The 24,936-nt window shown below is 40.4% G+C and carries 28 protein-coding genes and 1 pseudogene; 12 read left to right on the top strand and 17 right to left on the bottom strand.

Going from position 1 to position 24,936, the window contains the following annotated elements; all coding sequences use genetic code 11:
- Positions 1-8: 8 nt before the first annotated feature.
- The 7 genes from OCV27_RS20710 to OCV27_RS20680 form a co-directional block, all read right to left on the bottom strand.
- A complete protein-coding gene (locus OCV27_RS20710) occupies positions 9-260 on the bottom strand; it encodes a hypothetical protein (protein ID WP_125320601.1) in 252 nt (83 codons plus the stop codon).
- Positions 257-667, bottom strand: coding sequence for a hypothetical protein (locus OCV27_RS20705; RefSeq protein WP_125320602.1), 411 nt, complete (start codon positions 665-667; stop codon positions 257-259). Before OCV27_RS20705 ends, OCV27_RS20710 begins: the two co-directional genes overlap by 4 nt.
- Before the next feature lie 133 nt (positions 668-800).
- Positions 801-1,511 (bottom strand): hypothetical protein, encoded by a 711-nt coding sequence (locus OCV27_RS20700; protein WP_125320603.1) that lies wholly within the window; start codon positions 1,509-1,511, stop codon positions 801-803.
- Between the two features lie 116 nt (positions 1,512-1,627).
- Positions 1,628-2,044 carry a DUF3577 domain-containing protein gene (locus tag OCV27_RS20695; RefSeq protein WP_125320604.1) on the bottom strand — a complete coding sequence of 139 codons (417 nt, stop codon included), beginning with the start codon at positions 2,042-2,044 and terminating at the stop codon, positions 1,628-1,630.
- A 532-nt stretch (positions 2,045-2,576) separates the two neighbouring features.
- Positions 2,577-3,398, bottom strand: a complete 822-nt coding sequence (locus OCV27_RS20690; RefSeq protein WP_125320605.1) for an HNH endonuclease — start codon at positions 3,396-3,398, stop codon at positions 2,577-2,579.
- A gap of 174 nt (positions 3,399-3,572) precedes the next feature.
- Positions 3,573-4,409 carry a hypothetical protein gene (locus OCV27_RS20685; protein WP_125320606.1) on the bottom strand — a complete coding sequence of 279 codons (837 nt, stop codon included), beginning with the start codon at positions 4,407-4,409 and terminating at the stop codon, positions 3,573-3,575.
- Positions 4,410-4,596: 187 nt separating this feature from the next.
- Positions 4,597-5,034 carry a hypothetical protein gene (locus OCV27_RS20680; RefSeq protein WP_125320607.1) on the bottom strand — a complete coding sequence of 146 codons (438 nt, stop codon included), beginning with the start codon at positions 5,032-5,034 and terminating at the stop codon, positions 4,597-4,599.
- 675 nt (positions 5,035-5,709) lie between these two features.
- Between OCV27_RS20680 and OCV27_RS20675 the strand changes: the two genes are divergently transcribed.
- Positions 5,710-6,309: a chromosome partitioning protein ParA gene (locus tag OCV27_RS20675; RefSeq protein ID WP_125323306.1), complete on the top strand. Its 600-nt coding sequence runs from the start codon at positions 5,710-5,712 to the stop codon at positions 6,307-6,309.
- A complete protein-coding gene (locus tag OCV27_RS20670) occupies positions 6,302-7,906 on the top strand; it encodes a hypothetical protein (protein WP_245986880.1) in 1,605 nt (534 codons plus the stop codon). The genes OCV27_RS20675 and OCV27_RS20670 overlap by 8 nt, the downstream gene beginning before the upstream one ends.
- Positions 7,907-8,173: 267 nt before the next feature.
- On the opposite strand, the gene OCV27_RS20665 is transcribed toward OCV27_RS20670, so the two are convergent.
- From OCV27_RS20665 to OCV27_RS20650, 4 genes are all read right to left on the bottom strand, one after another.
- Positions 8,174-8,410, bottom strand: coding sequence for an RNA polymerase sigma factor (locus tag OCV27_RS20665; protein ID WP_125323307.1), 237 nt, complete (start codon positions 8,408-8,410; stop codon positions 8,174-8,176).
- 23 nt (positions 8,411-8,433) lie between these two features.
- Complete coding sequence (locus tag OCV27_RS20660) at positions 8,434-10,566, bottom strand: DNA topoisomerase III (RefSeq protein ID WP_125323308.1); 2,133 nt, start codon at positions 10,564-10,566, stop codon at positions 8,434-8,436.
- Positions 10,563-10,784 carry a hypothetical protein gene (locus OCV27_RS20655; RefSeq protein WP_125323309.1) on the bottom strand — a complete coding sequence of 74 codons (222 nt, stop codon included), beginning with the start codon at positions 10,782-10,784 and terminating at the stop codon, positions 10,563-10,565. The genes OCV27_RS20660 and OCV27_RS20655 overlap by 4 nt, the downstream gene beginning before the upstream one ends.
- Positions 10,785-10,846: 62 nt before the next feature.
- The gene (locus tag OCV27_RS20650; protein ID WP_125323310.1) at positions 10,847-11,299 is read right to left on the bottom strand and encodes a single-stranded DNA-binding protein; all 453 of its coding nucleotides are present in this window, start codon (positions 11,297-11,299) and stop codon (positions 10,847-10,849) included.
- Positions 11,300-11,985: 686 nt separating this feature from the next.
- On the opposite strand from OCV27_RS20650, the gene OCV27_RS20645 reads away from it, so the two are divergent.
- The 3 genes from OCV27_RS20645 to OCV27_RS20635 all read left to right on the top strand — a co-directional run bounded on the left by OCV27_RS20645 (position 11,986) and on the right by OCV27_RS20635 (position 13,668).
- Positions 11,986-12,480, top strand: a complete 495-nt coding sequence (locus OCV27_RS20645; protein WP_185759860.1) for a hypothetical protein — start codon at positions 11,986-11,988, stop codon at positions 12,478-12,480.
- The gene (locus OCV27_RS20640; RefSeq protein ID WP_125323438.1) at positions 12,423-13,352 is read left to right on the top strand and encodes a site-specific integrase; all 930 of its coding nucleotides are present in this window, start codon (positions 12,423-12,425) and stop codon (positions 13,350-13,352) included. The genes OCV27_RS20645 and OCV27_RS20640 overlap by 58 nt, the downstream gene beginning before the upstream one ends.
- Positions 13,353-13,509: 157 nt before the next feature.
- Positions 13,510-13,668, top strand: coding sequence for a hypothetical protein (locus OCV27_RS20635; RefSeq protein ID WP_185759859.1), 159 nt, complete (start codon positions 13,510-13,512; stop codon positions 13,666-13,668).
- A 45-nt stretch (positions 13,669-13,713) separates the two neighbouring features.
- On the opposite strand, the gene OCV27_RS20630 is transcribed toward OCV27_RS20635, so the two are convergent.
- A complete protein-coding gene (locus OCV27_RS20630) occupies positions 13,714-14,001 on the bottom strand; it encodes a type II toxin-antitoxin system RelE/ParE family toxin (protein ID WP_125323437.1) in 288 nt (95 codons plus the stop codon).
- Positions 13,994-14,236 (bottom strand): type II toxin-antitoxin system ParD family antitoxin, encoded by a 243-nt coding sequence (locus tag OCV27_RS20625; RefSeq protein ID WP_125323436.1) that lies wholly within the window; start codon positions 14,234-14,236, stop codon positions 13,994-13,996. The genes OCV27_RS20630 and OCV27_RS20625 overlap by 8 nt, the downstream gene beginning before the upstream one ends.
- A 569-nt stretch (positions 14,237-14,805) precedes the next feature.
- Between OCV27_RS20625 and OCV27_RS20620 the strand changes: the two are divergent.
- The 4 genes and pseudogenes from OCV27_RS20620 to OCV27_RS20605 all read left to right on the top strand — a co-directional run.
- Positions 14,806-17,325 (top strand): annotated as a pseudogene (locus OCV27_RS20620) (response regulator); the annotation flags it as partial.
- Between the two features lie 289 nt (positions 17,326-17,614).
- A complete protein-coding gene (locus tag OCV27_RS20615) occupies positions 17,615-18,427 on the top strand; it encodes a hypothetical protein (protein WP_076585710.1) in 813 nt (270 codons plus the stop codon).
- Positions 18,428-18,559: 132 nt separating this feature from the next.
- Complete coding sequence (locus tag OCV27_RS20610; RefSeq protein WP_076585708.1) at positions 18,560-19,045, top strand: hypothetical protein; 486 nt, start codon at positions 18,560-18,562, stop codon at positions 19,043-19,045.
- Positions 19,046-19,250: 205 nt separating this feature from the next.
- Positions 19,251-19,457 carry a hypothetical protein gene (locus OCV27_RS20605; RefSeq protein ID WP_076585706.1) on the top strand — a complete coding sequence of 69 codons (207 nt, stop codon included), beginning with the start codon at positions 19,251-19,253 and terminating at the stop codon, positions 19,455-19,457.
- A 110-nt stretch (positions 19,458-19,567) separates the two neighbouring features.
- On the opposite strand, the gene OCV27_RS20600 is transcribed toward OCV27_RS20605, so the two are convergent.
- Both OCV27_RS20600 and OCV27_RS20595 read right to left on the bottom strand, forming a co-directional pair.
- Positions 19,568-19,909, bottom strand: a complete 342-nt coding sequence (locus tag OCV27_RS20600; RefSeq protein WP_076585705.1) for a type II toxin-antitoxin system RelE/ParE family toxin — start codon at positions 19,907-19,909, stop codon at positions 19,568-19,570.
- Positions 19,910-19,921: 12 nt separating this feature from the next.
- On the bottom strand, positions 19,922-20,170 hold the full coding sequence (locus OCV27_RS20595; RefSeq protein ID WP_076585703.1) for a type II toxin-antitoxin system Phd/YefM family antitoxin: 249 nt from the start codon (positions 20,168-20,170) through the stop codon (positions 19,922-19,924).
- Between the two features lie 521 nt (positions 20,171-20,691).
- Here OCV27_RS20595 and OCV27_RS20590 point away from each other — a divergent pair.
- Complete coding sequence (locus OCV27_RS20590) at positions 20,692-21,099, top strand: hypothetical protein (protein WP_125323340.1); 408 nt, start codon at positions 20,692-20,694, stop codon at positions 21,097-21,099.
- 106 nt (positions 21,100-21,205) lie between these two features.
- Here the strand turns inward: OCV27_RS20590 and OCV27_RS20585 are convergent, their stop codons facing one another.
- Positions 21,206-21,862, bottom strand: coding sequence for a substrate-binding periplasmic protein (locus tag OCV27_RS20585; protein ID WP_245986881.1), 657 nt, complete (start codon positions 21,860-21,862; stop codon positions 21,206-21,208).
- Positions 21,863-22,469: 607 nt separating this feature from the next.
- Between OCV27_RS20585 and OCV27_RS20580 the strand changes: the two genes are divergently transcribed.
- Positions 22,470-22,850: a hypothetical protein gene (locus OCV27_RS20580; protein WP_125323342.1), complete on the top strand. Its 381-nt coding sequence runs from the start codon at positions 22,470-22,472 to the stop codon at positions 22,848-22,850.
- A gap of 33 nt (positions 22,851-22,883) precedes the next feature.
- Here the strand turns inward: OCV27_RS20580 and OCV27_RS20575 are convergent, their stop codons facing one another.
- On the bottom strand, positions 22,884-23,708 hold the full coding sequence (locus OCV27_RS20575; RefSeq protein WP_125323343.1) for a PilZ domain-containing protein: 825 nt from the start codon (positions 23,706-23,708) through the stop codon (positions 22,884-22,886).
- A 733-nt stretch (positions 23,709-24,441) separates the two neighbouring features.
- On the opposite strand from OCV27_RS20575, the gene OCV27_RS20570 reads away from it, so the two are divergent.
- Positions 24,442-24,846 (top strand): hypothetical protein, encoded by a 405-nt coding sequence (locus tag OCV27_RS20570; RefSeq protein WP_125323344.1) that lies wholly within the window; start codon positions 24,442-24,444, stop codon positions 24,844-24,846.
- Positions 24,847-24,936 lie beyond the last annotated feature (90 nt).

The following is a 24,936-nucleotide window of genomic DNA, read 5'->3' as shown; positions in this document are numbered from 1 at the left end:
TCCGGATATCAAGCCGTCGGCTTGAGCACCCATTCTTTAATGTCAAAAGCTCTACCTAAGCCCATTTGGTTCAGTACCATACCCACCACATTGAGTGCGATACGTTCACCAAAATATTCATTATCCAACAGCGTATCAGGGATCGATATATCGATTTCCTTCTTAGCCTGTGAATGACGGTCTTGTGTACACACACGAGCACCGATGGCTACCCGCTCAGAAAAATGGGACACATTGGCGGTTGTATTAACGCAAATCATGATGCCTCCTTATTGGAAAGCAAAGTGACCGTCATACCTTCCTGTGAGCTTGATACATCTCGCGTTAATAGCCGTTTAACACGCCCCCACAATGAAGTTTCTACAACCTGTTGCGCCTTTTCGTTCTCCTGAGACGTCATCATGGCCTGAACTTCCTTTATAAAGCAGTCATGCCAAAGGCTTAACCGACTCTCTTCAGCCCTAAAGACATACACTTTTTCAGGGTAACGCTCGGCCCACGTTTGTGATAATTCATACAGCTTAGTGAGCATTTTCTCGGCCTTCCTCGCATCCCATGCCATATAAGCATAGAGACGATTTCGGCCTGGAACACTAAAGTACAGGATAGACACCTGACACCGCTCAACCATCACCTTTTTCTGCTCTGTACTCAAAGGCTTTTGCATGGAGTTTTCTCCTCAATCAATTACGTTAATTCGTCGTTAAAAGCGAGAAAACACCCGCCCATGCGGGGTTATCCCGCAAGGGTGGTGAAAGCGCTTAAACCTACAAACCAATCAACTGATCGGCCATGCTGAGTTAGGCGCGTTGTGCTTCTCTCATTGCTCGTATCTCATGTGACAGCTCAGGGTATGTTGACTCTAATCCCATAAGGTGTCCTTCCCGTGTGCTTGGGCAAGATAAGCAAACCTTTTCTAATGCCTTAACCAAGCCACATGACTTCTGAAGGATTGAAAACGCCTTATCTTTATTCCAAGCCACATAGTGCGAGAAACGACCTGAATGGAAAAACCAATTCCAAACCTGTTTTTGTTTCCAGAACGCTTGAAACTCAGAGACATCGACATTCAATGTCATCATCATTTTTCCAAGCTCAGGCAACAGTCCACTTTCTTCAAAGGCCTCAAAATACGTGACCTCTGCATTTCCACCACATCGGTGGCATTCAAGAAAGCCGCCGTCCTCTTGCTCACCAGACCCTGCAAAAATGCCATTGATGCTGACTTCCACTTTTGTTGATCCGCAAGAGCAAGCTTGCATAGACAAAATCGCAAAGTTGTGATCCCAGATTTGTTCAATGTCGAGCATTGAGTTGTCCGGACTTTCATCATCTTTTACCTGTTCACAGGTCAGCTCACCGTCTATCCACTGCTTACTAATCAAGCAATACCTACGCACGTGGCTCCCCTTCGTTGACCAATACGTTTGAGTCGACAAATCGTAATGAGTCGCGTGTTTGGGTGAGTGGTTCACAAGAAGTCGCAGTGCGTTTTGAATCGTGTCGTTCATTATCTTTCTCTCTCGTTGATGTGATCGCAAGTGAGAAAGCATTCCCCAGCGGAAATGAACTCCCCGCGAGGGTGAAAGCGCTGCCCCAACAAGTGGGGCAGGCTGATAGGTTGTGTTTAGGCAGCGTGTGTCTTAGGTTGCTCTGCGGTATACACCACAGAGTCATTGACCTTCAGATACTTCACTTTTAAAAGTCGGCCTTTGATGCAAGCACCTTTTTCGCCGGCTTTATCACCGTTGGTATAGATAAACGAATGAAGACTGATATCGCCCATGACCACACTGGCCATGACTTTATCTTCTTTCTTCACCTCAGCCAGATGGTGTTCGAACAATGCGATGGCCTCTTGACCAACCACATTGCAATCGAAGCGGGTAGACTCTCCATCATTGCCATGAAGACAATTGATTTCGACCGCCCAAAATGGCTGACCCTTACGCGGTGTGATTTTGCGGATACGGTTAAGATAACCAAATCCTTTGGTGTGCAAATCAAAATGGCGTTGGGGTTGTTGAGTAGTGTTTGTAGACATAGTTTTTCTCTCTTAATCAAAAAATGAAAAGCGAGAAAAATCTGTCTTCCCTGCGGAAAATGATTTTCCCGCGTGGGTGATGGTTGTGTTGACCACAGTGTGAAAACTACTGTGTGCCTTCTTTCGATAAAGAAGGTTTTATCTCTTCAATCCGACTGAGTCAGACCGCGACACGCTTACAAGAGGCATTTAAGGCTGAGCCGTGTGCTTGACACTACTTAACGTGAGTGACGAACGTTTTGAACCTCGTAAGAGTAGCAAAAAACGTTTCGGTGTAAAGCATTTTGACGTCAGAAATGGGACAAAAAAGTCGCTTTTCTTCCAATGTGATGGCATGGCATCAACGTTTTTTTTCTGCTGACATTCTAGACGACACTTTGATTCGGAAGCTGTATTCCATTGTAGGAAAGAAATGGACAAAAGCGTGTTAGGTCATCCGCGACAAAAGGTGAATTTCGCATAAGAATTTCTATGGAGGCTAATGCCTAGCTCACTGGAAGATGCGAGCGCAGTGGTTATTTTTCCAGTGTAGCTACTTGTTTGGAAATAGTTCATTTAGTATTTCAATGTATCTTTTCGAAACGATAGCCACTTCTTGATAAGCCATTTCCAGTATTTTTGCCACCTGCTCATTTTCACCCAGCGGCACGTAATCTCTGCTATCCATATACTCTTCAATTATTCCTATTCGATGTTGATTGCCTTCTAAAAAGATTTTGAAATCTTTATCAGCTTTCTTCGAATTACATGCTTTACAACTTGGGACCATGTTGCCGAGCCGATGCTCTCCTAATGATACTTTGTTAATTGGAACTGCATGTTCAATTACTAATTCATCTTCGGAACCACAATAAGCACATTTGTTTTCGAAATATGCTTTTGTTTTTTCCCAATCATCTTGATTGAAAGACTCTTCCCCAAGGTTGCTTAGTATGTTTCTAACCAAGAGGTTTTGTGCGTTTCCGATTGCATTACCTCTATACCTTGAGTTTAATCTGGTGCTGATTCTTGGATTGTCACTAGGTGCATAATGAGAATCCATTAGATCCTCTAGTTTTTCTTGATCAGTTATCCCTCTAGTGACCAAGTATCTTGTGAATTGCTGGGTGTGATTGATTACCCATTGGCTTGATACTCGAACCTTTTTCCCTCTTACAAAATATAAATCCGTCCAATATCTTTTAGATTCATTCTTGGGAATTAGGGTTGACTCTGTGCAGAACGGATAGTTTATACCAAAAGTATTTTTGGAATATTTCTTATCCATTAACTTTATCAGTTCATCGTGATTTACAGTATCACAATACAGAAATATCTTTTTTATATGACTCTTAACCAGTTGACCGATTTTCATGAATGATCGCCTTTTTCTTTTACTAACAATTCTTAGGTGGAAAGTGTCTATTTGACATTGTCCGCCTAATCTCAGCTTCGGTTTATTCAACCAATGTTCAACTCTATGATTATTATGTAACCATATTGGCACATTATTTATGAATAAATGTTTTCCTAACTGAGAATGAGTTGGTTAGGCTTTGTCCTCGCTACTATCACATTCAGTAAAGTTTCTTTCATTAAGAATTACATTAGTATTTGTAAGCCCTACGTATTTCCTTTGCTGCTTATATACCCGCTCTTTCCACTGAAGGTACGTCTCAGTATCATCTTGCTTATCCCACTGATTGTCATCATCTAGATCTAGGTCATATCTATCCAGCACCTTCCCTTTAATTAAACAGCCTATCTCCCAATCTAAAACTAGGCTTAAGCTCAATATCTTATTGAAGTGTTGCCTTATCGAAAGCGCTACAAGTTCCTCCAATTCTATACTTGCATCTTTAGGAAGTGGGAGTACTTGATTACAGTAAGACTCCAACTCATCGATAGCTGCTGTCATTTCAAATGTAATGTCCATAAGATAAAAATCATCATGGCTGAGATAAAAAGATGTATGGTTTGATTGCCAGCTAATCTGCTCCTCGAAATCATAAAGCTTCAAATCCCTAAACTCATCGTCTGTTATGAACTGAAATAGATAAAGCTTAGACACTTTCCTAAGTTCGCTATACAAGGCCAAACGCTTACTTGAGAGCTTCTCTAAGGCTTCGAACTGTATATCTAAGGTCTTATTCCAACGAGCTTCATAAAGTTGATCATCATGTCTTCTGTCTTGCTCTCTTTGAGTCCACCAATAACCGAATATCGCTACGCCAGCAGCGAATGAATAAACAAACACTTGCCTGAGTACATCCCTGACATCTTGAAGAGAAAATTTGAGCGGATTGGTAGTAGCAAACCAGTATGATGCCATTGCGAATATCAATATCAGTACAGCTATCGTTACCCATTCCTTCCATTCTTTCATTTAGTTAATCCAATCAATAGAAGCATTGATGACCATACATTTAATATGAAACCAGGGTCAAATGATGCGTATAAGGTTTGACGCAAACAATAGGTGAAAGCACAGAATGGACAGGAACGTGCTAGCACTCATAGTCTAGGACGATTCCTTCAGATTAGGAAAAATATCTTGATTCCTTGAGCATTTATTATAACGATTCAAAATCTAGCCGTAAATCTAGTAGCTTACTTGTTTTGTGTAACTCCATTACAATTTTTTCATACTTAACGGTCGTGTCTTCGTGCATATCTGTTTCTCTATACATTTCATAGGCAACAAAGTTTAAATTCTTACACGCCAAGAGCAGGTTTTCCGAGTTTGGTAAAACTAAAACTGCCGACAATTCCGCATAGAATGGAATTGCCTGTTTTTTAGACAGGATTGTCGAGATAATTAAACGGAGTTCATTTTGCTCTTCTAATGTAGCGTTGCCATTTGTAATTTTTCCTTGATTACGTAAACAAAAGGCAGATAAAGAACCAAGCGACTCTTTAAATGCAACAATAGGCTCTAGAACTAGTTTTAGGAAAAACTGACCGAATACAAAGATCAAAAAACCTGAAATCACTGTCCAAAAAAATGTCAACGTTTATCTCCTAAGTTATAATGCCCCGCTTAAGTGGTGAGCAAAGCTACCACAGCACTGAACCATCACCCCCTAAACATAAAAGTCAATTCAAACCAAAGCTACCGAGCATTGCGAGACCTTCTTGAACAACTTGTATGACGGCTATTTCACTACAATCAAGATACAAAGAACATACCAGTATCTTTTATCTAGACACATTTCCTGTAAGTATAGAGAAGAATAACTAGTACAATCATTTATCATATTGTTTTTATAAATTAAAAATGAAGACATTGTCGGTATAACATCCCATAAAAACTAACTACTTATTTAGTTAGAAAAAATAGGTCAAATGATGAAAAAAGAAATGTGTCCCATATCTTAGGCTAGCACACTTCGGGGCAATTCTGAGTTACTCACTTTCCTATATTAGCATTTCATGGATTATTTAAGGTATTGCAAATACCTCCAACCTAATGGTCACATTCAATCATCCACTACAAAAAAGACCTAGTTAAAAACTAAGCCCCTCTTATCAAAAAGACAAAAAAGCAAGACTGACCCCGTCGTTATAAACCAATCTGAGGTTAACCTCTTATTTTCTACTTATATTGATATAAAGATTGCTTATTATTCAGTGGGTTAATTTATAAGTACACTTTTGCAATTATATAAAATATCAGAGAAACAGAAATGAATAATTGGTTGGTTTGCACTTTATCTATAATGGCAATTATGGGGGGTAAAGAGTCAAAAGATCCAAACGCAATGGCAGTGGAGCCTCAGACTGTCATATCAAGCATAGAGAAAACACCTGAGCTAACCGCAAAGTTAAAGGTACAAAAGACCATTGATGGCCAACTTAGGCTGCTCTATGAACGTTTTGAATCCATGATCGACCGCAGCGATTCGCTCACCGGTACTGACACAAACCAAAGTGGTATCCGCGATGATATTGAAGCCTTTATCGATGCGTTAGAGGTGAGCGAGCCAGTCCGAAAAGCCTTAAAACAAAATGCCCGTTACGCACAAGAAAATCTCTATCATGATTTTTCACAAAAGACCGATGAGAACATCACAAAAGCCCTCGATATTTCACACAAACACAACAAAGTCCTCGCTTGTAAAGAGTTTGTTGGCATTGATATCGATGACAATATAAACACCGGGAAAACCATCAGGGCGCTCACCTGCAACACCAAAGCCCGCACTATGGCCTACCTAGCTTACAATCATTTACTCGATGGCTCTGTAAGCACCTCTCTTAAAGCAGAGGCACAGTACTGTGAATAAGCGAACACTATCACTCATAATTATGGCTTTGCTGCCACTCAATGCCATCGCCAACTCATGCAAAATTGAAGGTTATACCATAGGATTTTTTAACGGGGTCGCAACAACTAGAGAGCAAGCCGAACATGGGAGACAAAAAATAAAATCCACTCTAGATATCAGCCATTACAAGGGAGAGTCTGTCGAATACCAACTTTTCTACAACGATTCCCACATTGAAGGTAGTGGCCTTAACGTATTGGCCGATTTCGCTGAAACCTTTGACCAAAGAACTTACGAACTAGAGCAGAAACAATTCGATCGGTGGGAGGCATTTTGGGACATCGTAAATGATAAACAAAACAGCTCTATCATCAAAAAAATCAGTGCTGCTTTTTCCTGGTTCGAGGGGTTTGTTAGAGATTCCTTCAGTCTGACTCGAAACGCACTCATTCGAGAATTCCTCGAAGCACTGACATTATTAGTTGATTCCTCCGACACCAGCCAAACGAGAATGCAACATCACCTTATCAACGACTCTCATACGTGGAAAGGGAAAAAACTCATATATATCGCTCATTCGCAAGGGAACTTATGGGTGAATGAATCATACAAACATGTGACATCTCAACGCGGCTACGGTGCCGATAACATTCGTGTCATTCATATCGCTCCCGCTTCACCCACTCTTAGCCCAGACAGTGGATACATTTTATCAAGCTCAGACATGGTTATTAATGGGCTTCACTTTACAGGGAGAGGTAGCGTTCCGCCTCCAAACACCATGATAGCACCGAGTAAATCAGACCTCTTAGGCCACGGTCTAATTGAGATTTACCTCACTGAGCCTAAATCCATTAAAAAAATACAAGCCTCAGTCGATAAAGCTTTCGCCTCTATCACTAAGCCAGATATGCAGGACTTTTTGTTTAAAATCGAATTTAATCGTAGTGCGGACTTTAACGCACTTCATGAAAATCCCGTTTATGACATTGTTGATGCAGCAGTTGATCGTTATAAGCTACAACACAGCCACCATCCAGATTATTACCTCAGCAAAAGGGAAGGTTCTTGGTTCAAAAGATACGTAGATTCTAATATCAAAGAGGGAGATAAGCTGCCGTTTCGAGTCGAGGATAATGCCGTGATTGTATTTGATACTTGTACTAGCCCAAATGAGGTAATGAGTGACACTCCATCAATCCCCGCCAAAGATATTTACAAGTTCATACAATGGCAAAATTTAAAGAGCTTTGAGGAAGGTACATTCAAAGATATTTGGTGGTCGAGAAAAATGACTGATAGATATGGATTGGTGGATAAAAAACACGCTGAGTTTGAAGACATGGACAATTACTATTTCCATTATATAGGTGTTGGTGAAGGCATTGAGTTAGAGGTAACACAACACTTTTATAATGAGCAACAACGTAAGTATTTATCAAAACATCAATTGTCAGGGCGTTATGATGTATCGGCATATTCTGAAAAAGATAGTGAGTATAGCTCTTATTTGCCAGGGCGTTATGATGGGCCGGAAGATGAGGATGATAGAGCATGGCGAGATTATTTTTTAAATTATTTTCTTAATCTACCGAATATCACCTATGGTCATTGATTATTTAATAAGACAATTTAGGGACTGCCATTTACCCATGAACTGGAACCTGTAAATTGCCATTAAGTCCATAATTTAATATTAATAACCACCTAGCTTTCACTGTAAAGTTGAACTTCATTATTTGCTAAACTCTGATAATTTTTAGTAGGGCAAACGCACGCACCTAAATTTTGTAGAGTATTTAATCTAAGTAATTTAGGGGCAATTTCGTTCTAGGGATGGCAACGTACTTATGCAAACGCTGCCATTTTAGTATGGGGGTTATCAGCTGTTCGTTTCCGCACCGTAGGTAGCCATCATGATTTGATGGGCTCGTTCGAGCTTTCTGGCGCCTCGATGAATATTGCGCTTGCTCACTCCAGAGCGACGCTGTGCTTGCTCATAACTCAAGCCATCAACCAGACGTAGCCTGACCGCTTCACGACTTTTCATCGGAAAATCACGTTCAGAGTACAGTGACAATAAACCTTGGCATTGGGGTTCCGTTAACTTAAGTGACATGATGTTCTCTCCTTTGAATTCATTTACGCGGTTTCTGGGATGCGCTCACCTAACTTGCCTTTGTTATCAAAATTCCTCAGCTGACAGCCTTTCTTCCAAGCGCTACACCCCCAGTAGTAAACACCTTTCTTTTTTCCAGTTCGACGGATCAACACACCTTGGCCACACGAGCAAGGTTGATGCTTGACGACCTTGCCTCGTACATGATCGAGAATAAGGCCACAGGTGTCTTTCCCTTCACAAGCCCAAAATTGAGACTTACCTTGAACCAATCGCATGGTTTTCTGACACAGTGGACAGGACATCTTTGGTTGCTCCACCTTGGGTAACGTCAAGCTTATCGTGCCGTTTTTCATCTTCTCGACCAACGTAGATACAAACTGCGTTTGCTGATGCATAAACCCGTCTAGCGTGTCCTGGCCTTGCTCAATACCATCGAGCCCTTGCTCCCAAAGCGCGGTCATCACAGGACTGCTGATTTCATTGGGCAACGCGGTGATAAACGCTTGACCAGACGCTGAGCTAATGAGCGATTTCCCTTTCGCCTCAATAAAAGCCCGCCCTTTTAGATTTTCGATCACATCGGCGCGAGTCGCTTCAGTCCCAAGACCCGCCGTCTCTTTTAAAATAGACTTAAACTGCTCAGGTACCGCGTCACTGCGAGCAATATTGGCCATCGCATCAAGCAATGTGCCTTCGGTATAATGCGAAGGAGGCGAAGTCTTTTTATCGACGACGTCTAACGATGTCATGGCGATCATCATCCCTGCTGTAAGCACAGGGAGTGGCTGCTCTTCTTGGTCGGCTTTTGTATCACTTTCATCCCCTGACATGAGGGCTCGCCACCCTTTGACACGCTCTATCTTGCCTTTTGCTTTAAAACGTTCTCCCATGCAATCCAAAACTACCGTCGTCGTATCGTCTTCCGCTATAGGATAAAACTGAGCAAGGTAGCGCTGGACAATCGCCTGATAGAGGTGTAGCTCAAGCTGGGATAAGCGAGATAAATCCCCTATTTTGGGAGTCGGGATAATGGCATGGTGAGCGCTTTTCGCGACCTTTTTGTCATTCCAGCAAGCACTTTTTAGCGCTTGATCAGCTTGAGAGGCCCATTCTTTCCAATCATTATGGGTCCTCAGCGCATTAAAGATAGCAGCGATGTCGTCTTGTTGAGAACAAGGCAAAAATGCGCAATCAGTGCGCGGGTAAGTGGTTAACTTATGGGTTTCATACAGAGCTTGCGCGCCATCAAGGACCGCTTTCGCACTGTAGCCATAGCGAGAAGACATCGCTTTTTGCAATGTGCCCAGGTAAAACAAAGCGGGGGGTTTCGCTTGAGTTCGTTTTGTCTGCGCCTCAATGACCTCTCCCATTTTAGACTGACAGAGCGACACCGTGGCTTGGGCGCACTCTTTAGACAAGCAGCGCCCCTGCTCATCACCCACCCCTTCTGGCACTTGCCATTGCATGGTAAAAGGACACGAAGGATGCACTAACGCTTTCACCTGATAAAATGCTGCAGAAACAAACTGCGCAATAGCGCGATCACGTTCTACCACTAAGCGCAGCGTGGGAGTTTGGACTCGTCCCACAGACAACACACTTTGATAGCCCAGTTGGCGTCCAATGAGCGTACACAGCCGCGTAAGGTTCATACCTAATAACCAATCAGCCCTAGAGCGCGCTAATCCCGCTTGATAAAGTGGCCACGTTTCCTCGTCAGGTTTTAAGTTCGTTAAAGCTTTTCGCACACTCGCTTCATCCAGCGCACTCAACCAAAGGCGCTGCACTGGGCCTTGATACCTCGAAAACTCCAATAACTCTCTTGCAATAACTTCGCCTTCACGATCAGCATCGGTCGCAATGACCACCTCTTTCGCTTGCTTAAGTAAACGCGCTATGACCTTTACTTGTTTAGACTTCCCTTCTCCCACCACCATTTTCCAAGGTGATGGTAGAATCGGCAAATCATCAAGAGACCACTGCGCTAGCGATTCGTTATACTCATCAGGATCCGCGAGTGAGAGTAAATGGCCAAACCCCCACGTCACCACGGCCCCTTGCCCTTTCAGTGCGCCTTCCAACTTCTCATTGCACCCCAACACCTTAGCGATATCTCTTCCCTGAGTCGGTTTTTCACACAAAAAGACCCTCATGATGCCCTCCTCGATAAGCGCGCTTTCACCCAAGAGGGAGTGATACTAAACAGCGTCATTCCATCACCATTAACTTTCAGTGCTTGTTGAACTTGCCATACGAAGGGCTGACAAGCCTCTATAGCTTTATTTAACTCAGCCATTTTGGTGGTATCTCCCTCCTGCCTTGCTTTGACACGTTCACGAAGTAAGACAATGGCTCGGCTCACATTGGCCATATTCCCTCCATTCATCATCCTATTTGATTGAGAGCGCGTTCAACAAAACGCCCACACTAGGCTCAATCATTCATCATCTCATCGGAGTAGTGATCAATGGGTGGTGCCTGATTCGTCACCACTTGACTTGATTTCATTCCGATAGATTCAATTCTTGACGGGACAATGGTGATAGTCTCAGCGGTTAAGGCCATTCCTGATTGCATCTGACCTGGGTTATTTTTGTCTTCCCATGTGTCGATTCTGAGCTCTCCTTCAACCCGAATTCGCATGCCTTTTTTCAATAATTTAGCGACGTCATCCGCATTATTTTTCCAATAATCCACATTCACCCAAAAGCCGCCTTTATCATCATAAAGTCGATCTGGATGATTGGATTTGACTAACCGATCATATTTCACGGTCAGTTTTAATAATGGTCTAGGTTGACCTTCAGAACGTTCATTAGCTGGCTGCCAACGTAATTCTGGCACCTGACCAACATTACCATCAAAAATAAATATTCCTCTCGCCATAATATATTCCTCTTACGTTAAAAATCTGTCCAACGACATTAAATAACCACGTTAATCGAGCAGTCACTACTCAGTCTAAAAAATAAAACAAATAAGTCACGCATTAGGTGAAACAAAAAAAACATAAAATTAAACCCACCTAATAAGTGACAGGAATTAATTATTATGATAGCTAATTACTATTGCCTTTTCGTTTCATAAAATTAATTGAAATACATCACAAAATAATAATAAAATAGCTCCATTAATTATTATTCAGTTTATATTTAATTCATAAAATAAAGAATAAATGATGGTTTTACGATTTCAATGATTGCCTCAACGTATTGATTTCTGTTTCATAGTCAAACCTCTACTTTTGAGTTTTAATAAGGTGGCGATTATATCGCCTTTAATTATTTGTCTTTTATTCCTATTGACAGAGATAAAAAACGATTTGCCTCATGATTATTACCCGATTGCCTCAACGTTGGATTTTTTTTCTCTGTTTGGCCACTTCGCCTCCCTCAGGGCCGACTGAGATTTGGCCCTGAGGGAGGCTTCAAACTGTTGATGCTTGGTGGCATTTGAGGCATTTCATAGGCGGTTGATCCAAAAGTATCATGGGTGCAGATTTTGGTGATCGAAATAAGCACTGAGTTTTATTGATGTTAACCACTTATTGCTTATTTTCTGGTGTGTAAGGTATGACTCACTTTCTTTCAAAAAAACAACAGGCAACATTGAGGCAGCAAAGCCAAATTATCCGGCGTCAAGCTCGTCAACTCAATAAAAGCAAATTGGATCCTTATCGAGATTGGATCTTACTATTGCACCAACAAGAGTATTCTGTTTCTTCCATCGCAAGAATTGTGGCAAAAATTACGCCTATAGAGATAAGTCATAACGCCTTGCACCACTATATTATAAAATGGAAAGGACACACTATTGAGGCATATGAACAATCATTGAAAGATACTTGGATGATTGGTTACAACTTATATTCAAAGCTAGAATTTATGAAGCATGAGGTTTTATTTCTTCGCACTGAAGAAGACTGCACATTAAGAGAGATTCAACTGTGGTTAAGTATTTACAAAAAGATCCATTGCGCTATCAACACAATTTCTAGGTCACTACAAAAATGGAAAAACAATCCCCTTTCACACCTAAGCAAGAAAAGATTGTCCAATATAAAATAAAGTCATTTTTTAACCAGCACTATAATGCATTGGGTGAAAGTAAAACCTCTGAAAATAAGCATGCCATTCGAAGTGTGAGAACATTTCATCATCATTTGAATACCGCGCTTCTGGTATTAAAGCGATTCAATGTCCGTGACATTCAATACTTTAAATCTAAGCAAGCGAAGCAGTGGTTGAATGAACGTAAAGACACCGTATCGAAACGGACATTACAGAATGAAAAACGCGTGTTAGAACGAATGCTTGCTATTAAGAAGCCGGGCATTACCCTGCCCTTACCGAGTAACTTACCCGAACGACAATGGAAAAACCGCGCCTACTCACCACGCTCAGTAGAAAAGATCATGGCCAGACAGAAACCCCACACAAGACTGTCTACCCAGCTGTGTTATCGTTCGGGGCTGCGAGCCCAAGAGCTGCTCACACTGAGAAGGCTTGATGAGCAAGCCCCATCCACACGAAGACAGTGGCGAGATGACCTATTCAAAGGCTTAGACGGGGTAAAGTATGTCGTGAATGGTAAAGGAGGGCTATTGCGTGCGGTCATGGTCCCTCACGATCTGGCTGATGAGCTTGAGCGACGGCGGCTTTCCACACCCCAAACGGTCATCGACCGTGGGGTCAAACTGACGTCCTACTACGACATCAGTGGTGGTAAGCGTTTTAGTGATGCGTTTTCCAAGCTGTCTAAATCTGTACTTGGATATTCTCGGGGCGCTCATGGCCTGAGGTATGATTACGCCCAAAATCGCATGTCCGACGTCCCTGGCGGCACTTGTGAGAATAGCTTAGGAATGGTGAGTCAGGAACTTGGCCACTTTAGGCCCAGCATTACTGAACATTACCTTAACCCTTGTCAGCCAAGATAAATAAAATGAAGGGCTAGCTCTTTAAGGTAATAAAAATGAGACTTTTACAGACTATCGACACGCAAATTACTATACGCTCGCATTAATCTATTCTTGAGTTTTGTCACGCCCATTTCTTTGATACTAATTCGATTCACATACAGCAATAGGCATCAAAATGGACGAGATTATTGAGTTGGAAACAGAAATCGAAACAAGACTATCTGTTATTAAACACAAGTTAGAGCAAGCCAAACAAAATGACTTGCAAACTATTACAATCGACACCGATGCTGCGGAGGCATTGATGTCGAATTATAACTTTTCAGTTACCTAATTAATTTACTTCGAATCGCACCTGAGAATTGGGCTATCTTTCGTCTCAATCAAAGTACCGCATTGGATCCACCTGATGGTGAAGGATACGTACAATATAAATACCAAAAACTTGCAGTCGGTAAAATATTGCATGCTTCTGATGATCATGTCGCCGAAGTCCCTCAGCGATTTCTGGGCAATCTTTCCCCATTAGCGGTTGAGTAATAAGAGTTAAAAAAACATTGTGTAAGTTATCTGTATATTTATCGGCTTGCTCTACGCCAAAATTCAACAAGGTATATTCGAAAATCTGTTCAAAATCTTCAGCCGCAAGATTGGATAGTTTATACATTATGCTTTTGCTTTACCTTGGACGCGATATCATGAAGAGACAAAGCACACTCACCACTTTGTTCCCCAGCCTCAATCGCCATCTTAAGCGCGGCAGTTTGATTCTCTTGTCTTTCGAGTAACCTCAAGGCAGAGCGAACCACTTCGCTTGTTGAACCATATCGACCTGAATTAATGAGCTGGCCAACAAACTCATCCAGCTGCGCTCCGATAGTAACACTCGTTGTACGTGACATGCTCTCACCACTTGTGTGAATAGTTAACACAGTAATAGTAAGTTATCTTAAATCCAAAATCAAAGTGCTTACACACAACATAGCCTTATTCATTGCTACAATGAATAAGGCTATGTCATTTGGGTATAGCCCAGCAACTGTGACGCTTAGGTAATGAAAATAAGGTATCTATTTGGCTGTCACACTAAAACAAAAAACCACTTAATCAACAATAAATAGAATAATATTCTTAACTATTTTATGGCCAAAAACAACGAATAAATATTTTTTTCCCCGAGCTTTAATCATCGTATTCAAAAATTCAACCCTCTAAAGTAAAACAAACTCTCCACTTCAATATGACCAGCTATCTTTATGGAAGACTAAAAACAACAATGGCTAGCTTCTCTATGAAAAATACACATAGATACATGAGTATTAATAAAAAATTACTGTTTACGGTGACACTGATAAGTGTCCTCCTTGCTTTAGCGACAACCAGTTACAATCTTCACCACCGACTACAGCTCGATATTCAGTACATCAATGAAAAATTATCCAGCATTAAAACCAGTCAACTATCGAGTATTACAGGTAGCTTATGGGTTGAAGATAGAGAGATACTCAACTCTCAAGTGGAAGGGCTGTTAACCCTGCCAGGGGTTGACTATGCGCATATCTCATCAGGTGCCGAATCTATCATTGAACGAGGTGAACGACTGTATGAAAATGTTGTCACTCAAACGTGGCCTTTAGCCTATAAGTTCGGTGGAAAGAGTTACGCGCTCGGTGACTTAACCATCCAGTCTGATTTATCTCGTATTCATCACAACCTTTGGGCTCAATTCCTTCATATTTTGCTTGCAGAAAGTGTTCGTATCGTCTTACTTCTAACCACTATTTTCGCCTTCACTTGGTTATTCGTCATTAAACGTATCGATTTGATGGCAAAAGCGGTCAGTGAAAATAGCAACTCATCGCCGAATAGGATTCACTTGCCATCCCCTTGGTTTCGCGATGAACTCAATCACTTAGCGGATAATTTTAATCAGTCCAGTGACATTATTGAAGCGCACTGTGTTGAACTTAGCCAAGCAAAAGATGAGGCCGAGCAAGCAACAGAGCATGCCATGAATGCCAATAAAGCTAAAAGTAGCTTTCTGGCGAATATGTCACACGAAATCCGTACACCGTTAAACGGTGTGATTGGTATTTCTGAAATCCTTTCTGATACCTCATTGACTGCCACCCAACGTGACTATGTGGACACAATAGAAACCTCATCACAGCTTCTTCTCAATTTGATTAATGATATCTTAGACTTTTCCAAAATAGAGTCAGGGATGTTGGTTATCAGTCCGCATTCAACTAATATTCGGGAGTCTATTTACGATATTGCATCTATTGTCTCCCCGAAAGCGAAGGAAAAACACATTGACCTTCATGTTTCTATTAGCTCCAATACACCTTATTGTGTGAAGATTGATGACCATCGACTTCGTCAGATCATGATGAACTTTATGTCCAATGCTGTAAAGTTTACGGAGGCAGGGCGTGTAGAGCTTGCCATCATCACACAACATATCAAAGGTTCCCAAGCCGCTATAGAGTTTTCAGTGCTGGATTCAGGCATTGGTATTGATGAGCAGCAACAGAAAAAAATTTTTGAGCCATTTGCCCAAGAAGACGATTCCACAACAAGACAATTTGGTGGTACTGGTCTTGGTCTCGCGATTAGTACACAGCTGGTTGAATTAATGGGAGGGCATATCCAATTAGAATCAAAAAAAGGTCAAGGAAGTCGTTTTTACTTTGCTTTACCTCTCCCTATTTCTCAACAGAGCTTTGAGGTTAAGAACATTAATGGGCATAGCTTACTGTACCTAGTGTGTGATGATAAGGAGCAGGAAAGTAAGGTTTGTGACGCACTAAATTTCTATCACATTCCCCTGCACCAATCTGTCAACCATTTGGATGAATTACCTATATGGAGCCAGAACAAAGGCAATGTGATGGTCATTTATGTGGAAACGCAACCCGATAAAGCAGTACAACACGAAGAATACTTCCAGCATTTGAAGTCTAAAGAAATACCCGTCTGCGTGATGAAACACCTACACAGTAATCCATGCAATTTTGGTGACAACGTCAGTGCGATTATCAGCCAGCCGCTGCTTGGACAGCGCTTAATTAAAATTATTGAGCGATTCGAACAAGACTGTAAGGTACGGTCTTCTCAAACACTCACCAATGCAAGAGATAACACTCACCCGAAAAAAATATTAGTGGTCGATGATAACAGAGTCAATATAAAGGTAGCGGGCCTGCATATAGAAAAGTTGGGCTTTAGTTTTGATGTGGCCGAAAATGGTCAGGAGGCACTAGAAATGTTTAAAAACCATCATTATGGGCTCATTCTAATGGATTGCATGATGCCGATCATGAATGGTTTTGAAGCCACTAAGCGTATTCGACAAGTTGAGCAAGAAAACCCACAAAAAAACCGTGTTCCTATCATTGCGTTGACGGCTAGCGTCGTAGATGATGATATTCAAGAATGTTTTGAAGTAGGTATGGATGACTATATGCCCAAACCTTTCAAGGCTGATGTGTTGAAAGAAAAAATCACAGCCTTGATAGCATTGAATGAAGAAATCATTTCTGGCGCTTCTACTGATGTGAAACCTCTTATGGAGTTAGCGCCCAAGTCATTTACGACTTCAGTTGAATGTGACAAAGCTGGTCGTATTTTGTTGGTTGAAGATAATAATGTAAATCAGAAAGTGGCGTCACTCATGCTTGACAAAGCAGGGTATCAATTTGACATTGCAGAGAATGGCCAAGTTGCAGTGGATAAATATAAGCACGACAGCAGTTTTGATCTCATTTTAATGGATTGCATGATGCCAGTCATGGACGGCTTTGAGGCGACCCAAAAGATACGTGCTTACGAATGCTTTTTAGAGCTTCCTAAAACTCCGATTATTGCGCTGACAGCCAGTGTTGTAGATGATGATATCCAACGTTGCTTCGATGCGGGCATGGACGCGTATCTACCTAAGCCGCTCAAAACTGACACCTTACTCCAGCAAATTGAGAATATTGTCTAGTGATTAAAGGCGTGTTAGACCAAAACCTGACACGTTTTTGCCCCAAACCTTCTCAGAACCTGCAAACGTAACACCTGAGCAGTAGACCAGTAGACCAGTAGACCAAGTTAATCTAATCCGTACATTGGTCTCTTATACGGAATTTTTCCGTAATTCGACCCCGCAACTATATGCCGATTCACATAACAGGTTGATATCAGTTGAGTTTCATAATAAATGGCAGCAACATAGACGGAAAAAGTCCGTCTATAAAGCGTTAGCTACTCATCAATATCTCAACAGGATAGGTATGTTAGATTCAATTTCAAAAGTCTATTTTCATGAGCTTGATGCAAGAGAGCATATATTTAATAGATTACAGTTAAACTTTGCACTCTATGCTAGTGTCCTTGCCGTAATAGCCTATATGATGCGAATGGTTGATTATAATAGTCAAGAAGCCATCGTGACATTATTTTATGTTTGCATATTTTTTAGCCTAATGTTTTTAGCTAAATCTGCATATTTGACCTACCACGCTCTAACCGGTATGCAATACCGACTTCTACCAGATCCAAACGAGCTATACGAATATAGAGTAAATGTTCGTTACCATGCTAAAGCTATTTCCGATTACAATAAGAAGTACGGTACCAATGAAGTCGTCCCAGATGTAGAGCAAGTTTGTAAGGATTTTCTTGCAAAAATGATGACTAGTTGTACATCATACAACGCAGGAGTGAATGAGTTACGTAAGCTTGGGATTAGGCGGTCTTTGCTTTTTTTAGTTTTGTCAGCAGTACCGCTGTTACTATCTTCAGTGCTGTTTATTGGCTTTGATTTAGATGCATCATCCCCTAGAAAAAATTTCCAAGTCCACAATAGTGAACTCTCATCTCAATTCTCGACTTTAAGTGCTAATTTATTAAAACATATAGAGTCGGAAAAGACAGACCCAAAGTATATTTATTCAGAGGTTAAAGTTATGTGCGATGACAAGAAAAAAGAAACACCGCCACCACCGCCACCGCCACCAATTGAACCTACATGGCAAGTGGCAACTGAAAGCTATAGTCCACCGACTAAAACAAATAAAGACAGTGGTTCTAAGCCAAAAGAGTAGCTAACAAACAACTTAAGAGTGACTCAGCACTTTTGGTTTGGGTCAATATTTGTGATTATAGCGTCCAGTTTTAGTTTCGTGGTAGTGTGCTTCACACCTTAATTGGGCGTTAAGTCCTTAAGGAGGAATATTTTGGCAATTACTGAAATATTAAGAGAGTCTAGTTCAGAGATTATTGCTTCTTGTGCGTTGATTTTTACTGCTTGGCAATTTTCGATTCAACGGAAGCACAATAGAGTTTCAGTAACCCCTCATCTGTTTAGCTTTAGAGAGCGTGAGCGAAATGACGACTCAGCTACAATTACAGTTTCTCTCATCAACAATGGGTTAGGACCTGCTTTTATACACAAGTTCGAAGTGTATTTGGACGGTAAGCTGTCAGATCCTGATGCAGCAGTTAAAGCGGTCTTTGGTAAGCCAGACGGTCACTTAAAATACACAGTTCTAGGTGACGATTTTGCACTTGTTCCTGGGCAGAAAGTAACTTTGATTAAAGTCCCGTTTCCTACTGCTACTGACATTAAGGAAATGGAACAGGAACTTGAGCGCTTGGAGGTTGTAATCACCTATAAGTCTGCATACGGAACTAAGTATGTTCTCGGTGGAAATGACGGCTAACAAACGACTAAGGTTTCAAGGTACTTTTTTCTAATCTGAACGATACCGTTTAGAGCAAAAATCTAAACTGTTTTTGTCCAATTTTACGGCAGTTATGTTTTATTCTCAGGCTTTGTATTCAACCAAGTGATTATTGACTAATATTAAGCAAGTAAAGGCTACTGTATTCAATTGATTCCTTTCCAAAAAACTTCGAGAGTTATACATGGAAAAAATTACTGCCTTCATTGGTGTGATCTGTTGTTGCTTCGGTGCGTTTCTCTGCTTCTATGGGATTCGAGGTTACATTATCAATGACTATTCTTGGGCGTTTGTTCTAGTTAAAGGTGTATGCATCACCATTCTTGGGATCATTCTTACTGTGTTTGGTGGGTATTTCTCTAGAAAAGAAATCAATCAAAAGAGGAAATGACCGTAGTGATCATCTCATGTTGCGCCTTTGCTACTCAAGGTTTTATATAGTTGAAATAAATCTATAGATCGCTAAATTATCGAAGCACAACACATTCAGCACTTTACTATTTACTTGTGAAGAATACAGTAATCAACAAGCGCCAAAGAAATATCTTGCCGTTGCCTTAACAAGATCAACCCAAGTACCGTTTCGTCATCCACTACCTCGTATAGCAGTCTAAATCCAGACTTCGTGAAATCTCGAATATTTGTCACCCCAAGCCCTACAAGTTCAGAGCAACGAGAGTATATATTAGGGTTGTGACCAACCTGCTCCTCGAAGGTGTCTAGAAGAGATTCAACCTGCTTTATTACATCGTCCACTTCACTCCATTGGTTCAAGTGATCGATGATATCGTTCATTGAATTTTCAAAGGTTTTTGTGTACTGGACGTTTACCTTATTACTCATAACCACCTAATGTTATTTCCGCTCAGATAATCGACGTCTCAAGTCTCCCGATGACATCACCTGACCTTGCAAAATATCATTTTTAGCAAAGCTGATCAGCTTTAAAAGTGCTATAGCATCTTGCCGATTTTTATGATCTTCATATGACTCCACAACATAAGCTGGCTTACCATTCTGTGTGATGGTCAAAGGCTCCTCGACGGGTAAATTGGCGGCATTTTTTTTAAGAAAACTCACGGTTTCCACATTCGTCGTATCCATAACGGTACTCCCCCTCTAATGACACATTAAATATTCAATCAGTAGAATTTATCTGTTTCTTATAATGACTAGTATGATTTTTATTATTGAATAATACACTCAAACTCAATAAGGTTCAAATTTAGACTAAATATAAACTACAAATCGACACACTGTATATATAACTAGTGACATATGGATATAGCCCAGCAACTGTGACACTTAGGTAATAACAATAGGGTATCTATTTGGCTGTCACAGACAAACAAAAAACTACTTAATCAACAATAAACAGAATAATATCCATAACTACTTTATGGCCCCAAATAACCATCCAACCTGATTTATCTCATATTCATCACAACTTTTAGGCTCAATTCCTTCATATTTTGTTAAATCGTGGTGACAACTGATTCAACAGATTAATCATACAAAATGATATAGATACCAATGTGATGTACATTCTATTTCTTGATTCATGAGTTTTCCTCTCTCATTGGCTGTGATACAAACAACTTCTCATTTAACATTATTATAACAATATGAAAAACAAGGCTATTATCACTTTCGGCGTTCTATTATTAACATCCGCAACGTTTGTCAATGCTTCCACCTTTGTATACTGTGGTCTCCCCGACGGTAGCGATTGGGACTGGCTTCTCGGCGCTCATGATAGTTACGAAACTATTGAAGGACAGTGGGCACGAGTAACCGGGGCAAACAATCAATACTTCAATGTTTTTCGGGTCAATGAAACAGAATTTCTTGCAAAAGCATTCAGTTGTCCGGCTGGATACGTTCCTCAACCGGCTGAAAGCGGAACATCTCGCTGGGAAATATTTGAAATCATTAGACCGGATGGATCTCGTTACTTCATAGATGGGTACAAAACCTATTATTCAATAATAAACAATCAAGTCACTATTAACCACTATTTTCGTTCACTTTAAGCTAACGTTACAGACAATAGGCTTATTGCCAAAAATGAAATAGTGTAGATACCATATGTAAGAAGCGACAACAAAGTGAATTAATAACACCATCCATCTTCAGCGTTTATTTTGCCACTACATCATGAGCCTCTATCGCTTCATTAAGCTTCTCCATAAATTTAGGGTGCTTGCTGATAAACGCTTTTGATATGTAAACGCCAAACGGTTTAGCTTCATGAAGAATGGTAGCGTAGTCATCACTATTTTGATAACGATGTTTAAATACGACTTCAGCCACGAGTATCGCATCAACCTCATGCGAATCTAACTTTTTCACTAGACTCTCAATATTCCAAGCTGGCGGTGTCAATGTATAACCTGATTTCTTGAGCCAATGGTTAGTATTGGTATTTAACAAACTTGCGACAACATAGTTTGATTGAGCGGAGGGACGAAAATCACGCTCATTCTCTTTCAATACGATCCATACCCAATTGTTATACATGACAGCACTGGAAAACACCGCGTATTGATCACGTTCTTTATTTTTGGATGCCATAAAAAAACCATCCGAGCGGTTGTTCTTTAGCTCTGATAATGCTCTACCATGGTTCGAATCAACATTTATAGTATAGTTTACCCTCATTGAGTCCAGTATAGGTTTCATTGCATTCAGCCCAATACCCGTTGGACTTCCTTCAATATCGATCATTGTATACGGAGGGAAATTCGGCAAAAAAAAGTGCATGTTATATTCGGCATAGGCACGACTACCGTTCATTAATACAATAAATAAACAACATAAGGCAAAGTATTTAGTCTTCATTTTATCAGGTCGGGTCGGTTATTTACGCCAAGTATAGTAAGCGATATAACGTTATGACGTGTTATCGCACTGGTTAAACTCGATAAAACCTTAAAAGTGACGCTCAACTCACGTTGGTAACCTAATAGAGGGTATTGTGCCCACCAACGTCATTCGGTTAAAGCAAGTTGTATAGTAAATTAATGGGTTACTGCACGATGGGTAGCATTTTATTAACCTTATTATTTCTTAAATTCAGCCTATTTTGTCTAACAAGCGAAGTTATCCTGACATGCTCATTGAGTAATATTTTATTTATGTAAAAAACTTCCAAGTATTTAACAACACAATACTGGTCCTAGGAAATAATGAAAAATTTAGCGGCGCTTGCACTGACCTGCATGAGTTTAACTCATCCCGAGCATGTGAACACCTCTACTTATATCTATTATGGTTTCCCTAATAGCAATTATCGATGACCATAAACACTATCACAATTTATTACAGCCACAATATGATTACTTTCGTGCTTTATAATATAGAAGGGAGATCACTCCATGATGAGAATATCGATGGTTAAAAAATGTTTACTCACTTTTACGTAGCCTTGGGGTTTTGGTCTTCCTATACTCACGCCATCACTTACGTTTACTGCGGTTTACCAGATGGAAGCGATTGGGAATGGTTGATAGATCAGAGTGGTAATTATCAGAAAATTGAAGGGGTTTGGGCACGAATAACAGAAAGTAATGGCCGTTATTTCAACGTATACCGTGTCACTAAATGTGCATTTGAAATTAAAGCATTCAACTGCCCAGCAGGTTACATCCCTCAACCAGCAGAGAGTGGTACTTCTCTATGGGAAATATTTGAAATACAACAACCCGATGGGACTCGACAACTGCTCGATGGTTACAAGAGCTACCACAGCTACCATGGACTACCATCTGCCTTCCGACTTTGATTGTAATATACAGATTCACCACCTACTTAACATTCAGTCTGTTTTTCCAAGCATAAACTTCTGCTGCAGCGAGCAAAAATGTAATCCTTCAATTATTGCACATACCGCCTCTAAACACTTGTCCTCGAATTTTACCCCATATTTCATATAACAACTTGTTTTGGTCGCATTTTGCACCATTACCTCTAAAATATCATCAACAACGGGGGTATCATCACTTTGGGTAAGTACTTTCAAACGAATTAAAGAACCCACACGATAATTAGTCTTACCCCTGTCAACCACAATTAAGCATCCTTGTTGAGATATATCTCTTATCTGACAGGGGTATTGTTTATCTGAAGGATCTAAGATCCCATTGAGACTAATATCTAAACGTACGCTCTCTCTCAGGCCGACAATCACCTGTGTAGCCTTAGGTAAAGTAATAAAAAGTAAATCAATATCTCCGCCACTCAAAACGCATTCAATCTTACTCTTGAAGCACACCCTAGCCCCTTCGCCCTTAGATGAAATGACGTACGCCTTAATGGAGTAGCCAGGCCTAATAAACTGGCTCTTTTCTTGAGGGGAGATCATTGGCATTTCAAGCAAAAGAGCATTACTTGAATGACAACCAATATACTTGGTACGACATTTTAGTGCTTTTCCTGTCGGTGTATAAACAACACACATAACATCGCACAACGTCATCACATCAAGAAAAGCATCTTCCGCAAAACAAATAGACGCTGAGATCTTTGCGATTGCACTATCACGCTCCTTAGGCTGTTTGGGGGATGAATCACTTCCCTCTTCGAGTTCTATGGGGGATGTTCGAACTTCAATATTCCCTTTCGCTTGTTCAGCAATATTCAAAACGTTTTTTCCTTCACTATTAGTAGTTTAAACTATTAACTCGTCCTTCATTTACCCCAGTAAATTCCTTATTGTGACATTCCGACTAAACCGTGAACATCTTTAAAGTCAAGATATACTATCCCAAACTCAATCTGTGTGATTCAGCGCTAAAATAGATATACCGTTTGTTTGTAAATGAGATATACATCTAAATTATCCTGTTAATGCATTTTTATACGCCACCAATCGTTAAGTTTTTCCACCATATAAACAAATAAGTAACATTCAATTTATCTATGAGATTACATACTGGTAGCGTTTCCTAGCATTCGAACAAGCTTACGGTTATAAACCAAACTAAGTTATAGAGAAAAGGGATGAAAGAGGCATACTGTTGACAACATCACAACAAAAATAAAGGCCACAGAGACTGTGGCCATAGCTTATTTAGAGAGTTTTCGAGTGTATTGAAAGGAGACGACGTAACTCTCTTATCACTATAAGTGTAGTCTTCTTTTGGTACTTCCTCAAATAAAGAAGAATGATGTCTGAGCAAGTTTAAGATGTGACATTCCTCCAAATTAGTAATGTCACATATGTGGTTAAAGCCTGTTATGTTCTGTGTTTTTAATTAGAAAAATGCATATTAAACGTGATCTAATTTTAAACTTATGATTTATTTTCTTTTTTGTTATATATAACTGTGATAGAAACTCACCCATTAACGTTTGCATAACAAAATTATAACATTATGAAAAATGTGGCTATTATTACACTCAGCGCTCTATTGTTAACGTCAACAACTTTTGCAAATACTTCAACCTATGTTTATTGCGGCCTACCCGATGGTAGTGATTGGGATTGGCTTCTCAATATGCATGATAATTACGAAATGATTAGAGGACAGTGGGCACGCGTGACAGAAGAAAACAGTCAATACTTTAACGTTTTTCGTGTTGATGAGGCTGTATTTGATGTAAAAGCGTTCAACTGCCCAGCAGGTTATATAGCCCAACCAGCAGAGAGCGGAACGTCTCGTTGGGAAATATTTGAAATTATCAGGTCAGACGGTTCTAGTTACTTTATTGATGGGTATAAAACATACTACTCATCAATAAGTAATCAAGCGACTCATAACGATTCATTTCGTTTATAGTTCAGTTAAAATCGGTGTTAGAGCCAATATGAAATTAGGCATGATCAGCTCTAGCACTTTCTAGCTTAACTAACTCTGTATCTAGAGATT

The organism is Vibrio pectenicida (assembly GCA_024347015.1).
GTDB classification, from domain to species: Bacteria; Pseudomonadota; Gammaproteobacteria; order Enterobacterales; family Vibrionaceae; genus Vibrio; species Vibrio pectenicida.
This window is presented reverse-complemented; position numbering and strand designations above follow the sequence as displayed.